The organism is Janthinobacterium sp. GW456P (assembly GCF_002127655.1).
GTDB lineage: Bacteria > Pseudomonadota > Gammaproteobacteria > Burkholderiales > Burkholderiaceae_D > Janthinobacterium.
The window spans coordinates 82,361-93,185 of record NZ_NEHB01000031.1; the positions used below are offsets into that span (position 1 = coordinate 82,361).

Below are 10,825 nucleotides of genomic sequence, written 5' to 3' on the forward strand. Positions count from 1 at the left end.
GTATACCCGGTCACGGCCACCTTGCCATCGGCGATGCTGTTGTCCTCCGGCGTCAAATCCGTGGTGACCGAGGTCAGGCGGTGCTGCGCATCATAGCCATAACGCACGCGCGTGAGCACGGCGCCCGAGGCGAGCACGTCGCGCACCTGTGTCAGATTGCCGTTGCTATAATCGAACCAGCTGGTATCGCCGCTGGCCGTAACCACGCGCGACAGCAGGCCACTGCCCGCATCATAGAAATAATCGAGCTGGTGATTATTTTCATCCGTAGCCGATATGATGCGCCCGTGCTGCGTGGCGTCATAAACCTCGCGCATCTGACCGTCGCCAGCCCGCCATGTCCAGCGCTGCTCCACCGCATCATACGCCAGAGTGGCGTAGGCGCCGCCACCATCGGTCGACACATAAACACCACGCGCCTCATCGTAGCGATACACCGCTTCGCTGCCATCTCCCGCAATACGCACCACCGTGCTGCCAACGCCGTTGACAACACCCGTGACGGCGCTGATTTCACGGTTGAGGCCAAATTTCCAGTGCTGTCCCAATGCGCCCTGTGCGTTGTAAGTACGCGTCAGCGATAAATCGATACCTAGCGACGCAATAAAATCGTCACGCTGCTGCATGACAATATTGCCATTGGAAACATTCAGATAGCCATTTTCCTGGCTCTTGCCGATGCCGGCGGTACCAAACGCTGCTTGCTGCCCCAGCGTCGCCGACGAACCGCCCAACAAACCAAGAGTGTTACCGCTGACAATCGCTACCATCTGTTTCCCCTGTCGCTATGCCTGTCTCATGACAAGCACAATATTGATGTTCGGGGTGGATTGTTCGGAGACACGGGATACCAGAATTACAGGCAACATCATGACCAATCAACAAGCAATCCACCGCTTATAAACAAGGTATCCAGAGATTTCTATATTTGTTTAGGCGATTTCGAAGATTTTTATCTTAAATGACCCGCTGATTTATCCATCGGATGCCATTCGGTGTGGCAAGCCAACCTAAGACGATTGCCACAGCCCCACCCTGCGCCCTCGACCATGCAAAAGAGCTTTTTACGAATTGAAATACTCCATCAAGAAAAAGTCGACGCGGCGCGACCGCTTCCGCGCGGAGTTCAACAGCGTGACGCCATGGGCCAAACTGCATCAGGCCGTCGAGCCGTTCTGTACGAAGGTCGAAAGCATCGGCCGGCCACTGATCGGACTTGGGTGCTTGCTGCCATGTATGTGACCCAGCAATGCTTTGGTTTGTTGGACGAAAGTATCGAAGACGTGATCTACGACAGCCACTTCATCTGCGCCTTTTTCGTAGCGATCTGGGCAGTGCATCGGTACCAGCTGCGATGACCTTTTTGAAATCGCGCTATTTGCTGGAAGCCAAACAGCTGACGCGGCATATCTTCAATACGATCGACCTACACCCCACCGCGAAGGGCTTCATGTTATGTGAAAGTATCCTCCTCGCCCCACCGCTGATCGCTACGGGTCCTCGACGAAGAATAATGACAGCAAGCGCGATTTCGGGAAGCACCTGTCATAGAGAAGCAATGGCTGGCACCTTGGCATGAATGCCAGAGTCGGTATCGATACGGCTTTAAATCAGGTGTAAGTACGCTCCTGGGCACGGAAAAAAAGTTGACGACACGACGCAGGGGCAAGCGTTGCTACATAGCGACGAGCATGTCGCGCTCGGCGACGCGGAGTGGTAAGGCAAAAGCGGCCTGAAAATTTCGGCAAATCGGTGACGCGACACACGTCTTGGAAGCGCACCAAACGCAATTCATTGCCTAGGAATACACTGGGGCGAAGGGCCAAGAAGCCGGAACATCTGAAGATCCGTGTTCGGGCATAGGTGAGCATCCGTCTCATGTCCTCAAGAATCTTTTCCGTCATCATAAAACGAGCTATTTAGGCCAGATCAAGCGCACTGTGCAGCTGTTACGCTGTTCGCCTTCCAATTGGGTACTGGCCGGCAGGCGCTTGACGAACACCGAATCGCGCGGTCCGCTCTGATTCATGAAAGACGCGACACATCACGTCAAATCGACGAGAAATGCGCTTGATCGACTAGCCGTTTAAACTCAGCGCACCAAATTCGCTAAGAAAGTGAATTAATCAGCGCTTCCCTAGCTCTATTGCCAAATTAGTGGCCCATTGCGCCAGGCAATTTTAGAAAAAATTACGGCAGAGGTATATATCCAATTTTATGTAAATGCGTCATCATCTATTCGCCCCTATCACTAAACTTCTGCGTTCGGCACATCTCCATCCAGTCTTCCGGCACAGTCAAAAATACATAAAGACCGAAGTGCGGTGCTGTCACACAGTCATTAGTGCAATGTTAGGGGCGCTACGGCGATTACTGAGGACGGTCCATCGGCGCCCCCATCACAATATTAAATACGGATCCCGTCAAGGGTCTGATGAGTCTCTAACCATGACTTCACCCACAGCGGTTGCCGGCCTCGACCGCTCCACTGTTGTTCTTGATTATCTGGGTTGCGATACATAGCAGCCACTGCTTTCTTTTCTCCCTTCCCTGCATTTTTTGGCACGCTGGCGATCAACTGCGTTAATGGAACGCCTACCCGCTGGGCAATCGCCAACATTTCCGCACGGGCTTTTTCCAGCTCGCCTTTTTGTCGGCTCTTGATTTCTTGAATGGCTTGCGCTTCGAGCTTTTTTAACTCGGCCAGTGACAATGATGAGATATCCATATGAACTCCTTGAAAGTAATCGAAATTTGGGGTGACACCTGTATATGACTTGATCACGCATGCCAAGTGACCGCTATTTTAAAACAATTCGTTGGTGGTTAATCCGTGTTCTTTCCCCTTGTGCCAGCGAAACACCTTGCTAAAGGGCGCAATTTCGGCTGGAACCATGTCGTAGGCCCGACAACAATAGCGAAAACCATCGTCGCCACGCAGGTAGAGATATGGAACCACGATCCCGTTCTTTTGCTTCCACCTGGCTTGTGGCCATGCTTCAAGGACAGACCTACGATCAGATCGCAAAGCGGTTTCATGTCACGAAGTCGACGGTATCTAAATCGATCGCCGATTTAGCGCGAGATCTCCAGTCTGTCGTCGGTGTAGTCGGTATCGACGAGGACAGTGCCCCGACGGCCCATGTCATCCGCGCGCATGGAAAAGATTAGAAGTCGCCGTCATTACCGGCGATACCACCGATCATGCCCTGGATGCCCATTCGCCGGCGTTGATGGCGCTCGCGCGCCAGATCCGGCGCCTGGCCGATCACTGCCCGGTCCTGATGCTGCAAGGGACGTTTTCACATGAACCGCCCGGGACTCTGGATTTGTTTTCCCTGCTCGGGGGACGTTATCCCATCCACGTGGCCAATCGTCTGCAGCAGGTCATCCTCAACAGACGAGGCGCATGGACAGCCTCAGAAAATTGCCGTTTCGGCGGTATCGAATGGTACGACGAGGACTGCGCCCTCCTCTGCTCGTGCGTTCCGACCATGAATAAGTCACATTTGGCAGCCAGTGTCGGTGCGGAACAAGCCGGACAGGCCATGGGGCTTTATCTGGCGGACCTCCTGGCCGGTTACGCGCCAGGTAATTTACTGGCGCGCCAGCGCGACGTTCCAACGATCGCGCTCTCCCACGGTACCGTGATCGGCTGCATGACAGAACATGGGGTGCCCATGGCGGGAATGGACCATGAATTTTCCGCAGGCGCGCTGTTTCAGGCACAGGCCAATGCGTTCATGTTGGGGCATATTCACCTGCATCAGGCGTGGGAGCACAACGGACAGGTGATCGCCTACCCCGGCTCCATTGGACGCTTGCATTATGGCGAACAAGGCAATAAGGGTTTTTTGATGTGGGAAGTCACAGCTGACAGCGCTAGCTGCGAACTCGTTGCGACACCGGCCCGCCGTACGCTGGAGCTGGCATTTGCCGGGCTGCCGGAAATGGATGCGCTGCACCAATACGTCGCTAGTCACTCTATCGAAGGTGCCTGGGTGCGTATCCGCTGGCAGTGCCTTGAAGAGGAACGCGCCACCATCGACCGCGAAGCGATCACGGCACTGTTTCGTGGCGCGGCAGGCATCAAGCTCGAAGGCCGTGTGATCCCGATCACCCGTGCCAGAGCAGAGGGAATGGCACGCTGCCATCAACTTGAAGAGCAAGTGCACGCGTGGGCACATCAGGTCAATACGCCAGCAGCTCCCTTGCTAGCGTGCCTGGCCCAGCTAGCTATCCACTCACCGGCCGACATTGCCATGGCTGCGCTGTCTACAGTAACAGTTGCTGGCGACGCCTGCACAAGCGGATGCAATGCTTCCCGAAACGGGGCTGTGCAGCCTTGAGGTGCGCGTACTCCGCTTCATACTCAAAACCGGAACACTTAATCAGTAGAGATCATCATGCGCCCTCTTTCCCTCATTTTGACGGGTTTCATCGGCATTCGCGACGGGATGAACAAAGAAACATTGACGCTCGACTTCGAACGCCTCACGGCCGGCGCCCGGCTGGTGGCCATCGTCGGCCCCAATGGACGCGGTAAAACCACCATTTTAGACAATATGACACCGTATCCGACCATGCCGTCCAAGGCCGGCGCTGACGGTCTTGGCAGTTTTTCCTACTATGACGAGGTGTATTTGCCGGTCAACCGCAAGGAGCTCCGTTGGGAAATGGGAGGACGACAATATCGCTCCCAGATCATCATACGGCTCAACGGCAAACGCAGAAGCGAAGCCTACCTTCATGAACTTCGTGACGGCGCATGGCGGCCCGCGCAGCTGCCAGACGGCACTCTGTCCGATGGCCGGATGGAGTCGTACCAGCGCTGCGTCGAAGACATCGTCGGCCCAGCCGCCACTTTTTTTACCACGGCATTTTCGGCGCAGAACAGGCGCCAACTGGCCCACTACCGTAACGCCGAAATTAAAATGCTATTGAGTGACCTGCTCGGACTGGAGCACGTGCGTACCAAGGGGCGACAAGCTGCGGAGACGGCCAAACTGCTGCGCTGCGGACTGTCCGGATTGCAGCAGGAACGGCGGCTGTTCCAACAGCAGATCGAGGAAAATAACCAGTTATCACGGCAATTGAGCATGCCGGACGACGCATTGAACACTTTACAACAGAGCAGGCAGGCAGCACTGTCCGCGCTGGATGAGAAAAAGAACACCCTGGCAACACTCAAGGCGGAACAAGCAGTCGCCGCGACCTTCGTGAACCAGCGCCAGCAGATCGAACAAACCCTTCAACACCTGCGCGATCGCTTACTGATTGTGAATCGACAGCTGGACGAGCGGGAACACGACCTCATCGCGGTAGGCCGGGCCATGACCCAACAAATCTTGCAGCGGCGGCAGGCGCGTTCACAGGAATATCAAGCGGTCACCAACAGGCACGCGAGGCTACTGTTGCTGACCGCCGATCACTGGAGCGTGACCCGAGCCACTCGGCGGATGCCGATTCTGACCCGCCTCCTGGAATACCGCGGCAATCATGCTGCAACCTGCCGTCAATTACATGATCGTCGTACAGAAGCAACCGCCCAGCGCACACTGGCCCGTCAAAAGATCGATGCGCTCAACAGGGAAATCGGTGAACAGGTATGTCAAACCCGTGCATTGCACCAGCGCCTCGCGCTCACCTCACTCGTTCCATGTGCGGGAACCTCGCTGCAGGGACAATGCCAGCTTCTCGAGCACGCCCGCTCGGCCCGCCCCATCATTCCACAATATGAACAATCCCTGCGCCGCCTGGAACACGCCCTGGATCAGCAAACCAAGCTCCTGTCGCAGCTGGATACGCAAATCGCGGCAATACCGGATACGGCAGAACGCCTGGCGCGGGCGGAACGCTGCCTGGATCGCACTCGGGCACGATACTCGGCCAATCAGCAGCTAGCTGCGCGCGCCAATGAGATCGAGCAGGCACGCGCCAGTATCGACGACGTAACGCGCCGGATGCACCTCCTCGCGCAGAATACCGAACATGAAACTGATACGGAAACGCAGGAAAAAGCCCGAATTGAGAAGGAAATGGCCGCCATTGCTGGTGAACGCAGTCAAGTCGCACTGCATGCACGAACGGAACGTGAGCGTATTACACAGCAGCTCTCCGCGCTTCCTTTGCCGTTCGATCCGGCCCGCCTCGATCAAGTGAATCAAGAGATCAGGCGTTGCGCAGATAGGCTCGCGGAGTGCGAAGCGCAACTGCATGAAGCGATCGAGCGACAGCGCCGTCTTGCAGAGCTTCAACGCCAGTTACTGGGGCAACGTCAAACGCTCGCCTCCCTGGAGGCGCACATCGCGCATATTGAAGAGCAGACAGCAACCTGGTCTCTGTTCGCCTCATGCCTGGGGAACGACGGCGTCATCGCCTTGGCCATCGACGACGCCGGCCCCGCCCTGTCGATGCTCACAAACGATCTGTTGATGGCGTGCTATGGGCCGCGCTTTACGGTCTCCATTCGCACGCTGCTCGAGTCCGGCAACGGGCAGTCCAAGGAAGGATTTGACATCATCGTCTACGATGCCAATACCGGCTCGGCGAAGAGCGTATCCAAAATGAGCGGAGGCGAACGCGTCTGGATCAACGAATGCCTCACACGTGCCATGGCCTTGTATCTAGCCCAGTCGAACAGCCGGCGCAGCGAAACGCTCTTCTCGGACGAAGCCGACGGTGCCTTTGATGCCGAGCATATCTGTTCGCCAGCGGCGACAGTGACGGCAAACGTGCAGCCGCCATGTACTCGCTGATCGGCGCCTCCAAGCTGAACGGGGGGCGCCCCCGAAGCCTGGTTACGTCACGTGCTGACGCATAGGGCCGCTCATCCCGTCAAACGGTTTGATGAATTCTTGCCTTGGCACTGCAACTTACCAGCAGGTCTCTGAGATTACGCCGCTTCTCAGAGGTGCGGCGCCATCATCGATCAAATTGCCACAGCACTCAAGACGGCGCTGAGCGGACGCTTACGGCAGAAGCGCGAGAAAATGCTTTTCTGTTACGGTCACAAAACTACACTGCAAGCTCCACCCACTTCAGAACGAGCATTTAAATGAACCAGAAACAAACTGATCACCACGCGAACCAGCATAACCCGACTAATATCGCTCATAAGCAAGTGAATGATAATCGCGCAAATCAAGGAAATCCCACAAGCCCGGTGCATGACAAGGTGAGAGCCATTCCGAAACCAGCAGCGAAACGCAAGTAAAACAGAAGACAATACCATGGGGCGGGCCGTCTTGATTTGCGGACCCCGCCTCCACTACGGAGTGTGCAATGGCTAGAAAAAAAGCAAGTGATGGAGTCTTGGCGACGATCGAGCGACTGACAGGCAAGGTGCCGTGTCCTATGTCTTTACGCGGTGCGCTGAATAAGTATTTGTACCAGGAGCAGTTGTTTGAAGGCGCAGACTCGGGAAGTAAGCACAGCCGCCCCAAGCAGCTTGGACAGCTTTGTGGCCCTGATACTGACAACCTCGTACGTAACCTGCTGGACCTCGATGCGCTCTTCAGCGGGGAGACAGCCACCGTAATAGACGTTGTCACTGGTGCTATTGGCGCGAAAAAATTGAATGAAAGGCTGGACGATATCGAGCAAAGCATGCAACAAAGACTCGAAATCTACCGCTACTGGCTAGACCGTATCTCGTCAGCGCGCACCGTTCTAGCTGACCATCAGGTGAATTTGAAGGTGGACAGGCTGGATGAGAAGTTATCGGTTTGCAAAGATGATCGCACGCCGCCTATCGCACCCTTTGCGCTGCACGCGCTACGGGTCCAGGAAGCGAGTGAGGCGAGAGGGCGGACAGGGCTGCCAAGTGCAAATGAGTTTGTAGCACGGGCGGATGCCTATCTGGCGCTGGACGACTTGGCGAATGCGGATAGAAACGCCTGCTCGGCTATCAAGCAAGACCCAGCTTGCGCGCGAGGCTGGTTTATTCGTGTGGCGATCGCGCTCCGACGGCGTCAATCAGCGTTGCGTACCTCCCATCGGAAGCGAATGGAGGCGCAAGAATGTGCGGAACCGCTCTCGTCACATGAAAGGTGGGCCATGGAACAGGCGGACGATTTAGCTTGCGATGCTTTGGGGCATCAGCAGGCTCTGGATGCGCTACTGCCGCAAGCCATTTTACATTGGCCGCAAAATGCAGGGCGACCTGACCATGTGGATTTATGGAAGCAGGTCCGCAACGTATTCATCGGAAGAATGTTCGCGATTTGTGTCCACGATATTCAACGAGCAGGAACGCGGCAGCAGTGGGCACACCTGAACGGACTGGAGCTAGAGTGGGAACTGGAGCACGGGAAGCATCCATATGGTTCCAGCATCGGACTGACGGGACTCTCGCCATTCACTGTCGAGGAAGCCCAAGCCATCGCTAAATTGCTGGCCGTCTACGATGAGAAGCCGCTGCAGTTTTTTGATGCTATTGGGGAAAGCAGAATCGCCACGGAGTTCCGGTTATACCACCTCCGCTTCGCGCTGCGCATGGAAGGATGTGATGTTCACTGGGACAGACTGCGCGCTCACGTCGAGGGAAGTCCCGCGGCCTGGCAGGCCGATAACCTGATGCGGGATCCTACTGTAGCCAAGTTATGGCAGGCGCATTACTGTCGTCACAATCACCCCACTGCTCTGATGCAGTCTTACGCAGGGTGGCTAAGGGATACGCAGGCGCAAAGCAATGAAAGCCACCGTCACATTGTCCTGCGGCAGTATGCGTATCTGTTTCACCATCAGTTCGTGCGACGGCAGTTCAGTCTATGCGGTGAAGTGGCCGCCAATGCGCGCGCGCTTTTTGGTGGCGCGACAGGGCTGACGGGGTGGTTCGGGAGAGCGTCGCATCCTTACGACGATTCTATTAGCATGCCACTCCATCAATTACGGTACTGGGATTATCTTGCTGCGGTCGCTGCCGTCGAGCAGCGCAGGCAGGGTGAGCCTCTATCAGCGCAAGCGCAGGCGATACTCGATGACGAAGCCAGCTGGCGACAGGCTTTTTCAGAACAAGCCTTATGCTTTTGGACGGCATCGGAAGAGTACGAGGAAGGTGGTGGCGAGGACTGGCCTGAGCCGCCTTATGGAGTCGACCTCCTCGAACCGGACAGCTGGGCGAAAGAGGCCCAACCGGTGCCAGAGAAGTGACGCGAGGCAGGGGGCCAGATCACTACCAATGACTTGGCAGGGTTCGTGGGTCGACTCCCTCATGGTTAAACACGTTGCGCGGTTGCTGCTGAGCTTTGGCGGGTCACCGACTTTGACTTTGACTTTGACTTTGACTTTGACTTTTCACGTTGCTCGTCCCGCTGCGCTACGGCCGGTCCAGGCGGATGAGCGTCGAGCCGTATGCCGACGCACTATTCGGGGCGCATTGCAGCGTATGGCTGAACAGGGCATGTATGCTGGCACTGCGCCGGTGTCTTGCGGGAAATGATCCAGTGATTCGCGCAATGCTTGACGGTTTGATGTGGCGCAAGGTCGATACATGGAATCAATTTTCTTCGATGCGCGTTATGTTTGATCCCTTGTTCATGACCGAGCCGGTAAATATCTCCCGACTAGGGCGGATTCGTTTCATTTGCTGTAGTCATTGGCAGGCAATCTGCGAAGGCGAGATACAGCTTGGTAACTTGATTCATACGCTGCTGCTCGCCTGTCAGCACCGCCAGGATACGATAGGCAAGATGACTGTGAGCATTGGCAAACTTGAGTATCTTTTCCGCCAGTGGCAGAGGAAAACCTTCCTTTGTGCGGCTCAAAGGATGAATGCCAGTGTGCACGAACGAATTCAGCGCATGGCGTGAGTATTGGTTGAACTCCATCAGTGGCTGTGTGAGTCCGGCGGGCCCAGACTTTTGTACTGCTGCCAGCATATCAAGGTATCCTGGTAGCCCCTTGGCTGCTTGCTCAGCCCCACTTTCCAAAGGCACTGCCAGCTTTTCCACCTGGGGAGGTGTGGCCGTGAAAAGCAGCCATGCTGCCTTGAGAACCGCTTCGTTCTGCAGGCGCAATAGCGCGGCGCCAGTATTTGACGCCCCGACCTCAATTGCTTTCCTGAGCACCGATCCGTGTTCTAAGGAGACTATGACTGCAGTGGCTACGAGTTCCAATTTAGGGCTGCTATCAGCCAATCGTAGTTCCAGTTCAGGAAATTCTGCATGCAGTGCAAGCTCAAACTCTGCCGAGCGCTGCAAGAGGGTTTCGATATTAGGTGACATAGATGGTTGAATGAGACGGTTCATGCGCATAAAAGGGCGCTATGGAGTAGCTATCGTAACGCAAATATATTTAATGTGGCCTTCCCTCTCCATTGATCGCCACCAGCAGCTTAAACTCTCCTGATCCATAGTTCTAAAAAGATGATGAACTGACGGATCGGTATGGGGCCACCGGTGTCCGGCTAGGTACCTGGTGCGCAATCTCGTAGCGGCCTGATCTAACGACGAGATCGGGTCTGGCCTGTCTATCTCCCCTGCCCTGCAGAGACTCATACCGCTCTCAAGCAAGAGCTGCCTGAGCTTCGGTGAAGTTCTCCATGCACGCTTCCGTGGCTAAACCTCAACGTCAATCCCAGGTTTCGCGGGGCGCGGCTCAATCGATTCGAGTTCTTTTTCTCATCATTCCATTTTGCAATGATGCATTTAAGTTAAAGTGTTGCGTTGAACGATTGAATCTGCAGCCAGCAGCAGACATTTAGATTTATTAGGGTCGTGGTCTCTGCGCAATACTACATGGGATTTTATGGACCAAATTCAGTTGTTACGAGATAAAGTGGCGCGCTGTGACGCAGTTCTCATGACCGTGATCGATAAAGGGC

6 protein-coding genes and 2 pseudogenes are annotated in these 10,825 nt (G+C 55.5%); 5 read left to right on the forward strand and 3 right to left on the reverse strand.

Annotated features, from left to right (window positions below):
* A partial coding sequence (locus CBW66_RS23310) for a DUF6531 domain-containing protein (protein ID WP_172402211.1) occupies positions 1–770 on the reverse strand: 770 nt, incomplete at its 3' end.
* Between the two features lie 265 nt (positions 771–1,035).
* On the opposite strand from CBW66_RS23310, the pseudogene CBW66_RS23315 reads away from it, so the two are divergent.
* Positions 1,036–2,024 (forward strand): annotated as a pseudogene (locus CBW66_RS23315) (IS5/IS1182 family transposase).
* A 383-nt stretch (positions 2,025–2,407) separates the two neighbouring features.
* Here CBW66_RS23315 and CBW66_RS23320 read toward each other — a convergent pair.
* A complete protein-coding gene (locus CBW66_RS23320; RefSeq protein WP_086139186.1) occupies positions 2,408–2,728 on the reverse strand; it encodes an H-NS family nucleoid-associated regulatory protein in 321 nt (106 codons plus the stop codon).
* Between the two features lie 505 nt (positions 2,729–3,233).
* On the opposite strand from CBW66_RS23320, the gene CBW66_RS23330 reads away from it, so the two are divergent.
* From CBW66_RS23330 to CBW66_RS23345, 4 genes and pseudogenes are all read left to right on the forward strand, one after another.
* Positions 3,234–4,349 (forward strand): hypothetical protein, encoded by a 1,116-nt coding sequence (locus CBW66_RS23330; RefSeq protein WP_086142951.1) that lies wholly within the window; start codon positions 3,234–3,236, stop codon positions 4,347–4,349.
* Between the two features lie 57 nt (positions 4,350–4,406).
* Complete coding sequence (locus tag CBW66_RS23335) at positions 4,407–6,758, forward strand: hypothetical protein (protein WP_086139189.1); 2,352 nt, start codon at positions 4,407–4,409, stop codon at positions 6,756–6,758.
* A pseudogene (locus CBW66_RS23340) lies at positions 6,695–6,893 on the forward strand (transposase domain-containing protein); the annotation flags it as partial. The gene CBW66_RS23335 and the pseudogene CBW66_RS23340, both read left to right, overlap by 64 nt.
* Positions 6,894–7,284: 391 nt before the next feature.
* Positions 7,285–9,153 (forward strand): hypothetical protein, encoded by a 1,869-nt coding sequence (locus tag CBW66_RS23345; RefSeq protein ID WP_139841699.1) that lies wholly within the window; start codon positions 7,285–7,287, stop codon positions 9,151–9,153.
* A 413-nt stretch (positions 9,154–9,566) separates the two neighbouring features.
* On the opposite strand, the gene CBW66_RS28735 is transcribed toward CBW66_RS23345, so the two are convergent.
* Positions 9,567–10,226, reverse strand: a complete 660-nt coding sequence (locus CBW66_RS28735; RefSeq protein WP_139841700.1) for a hypothetical protein — start codon at positions 10,224–10,226, stop codon at positions 9,567–9,569.
* Between the last annotated feature and the right edge of the window lie 599 nt (positions 10,227–10,825).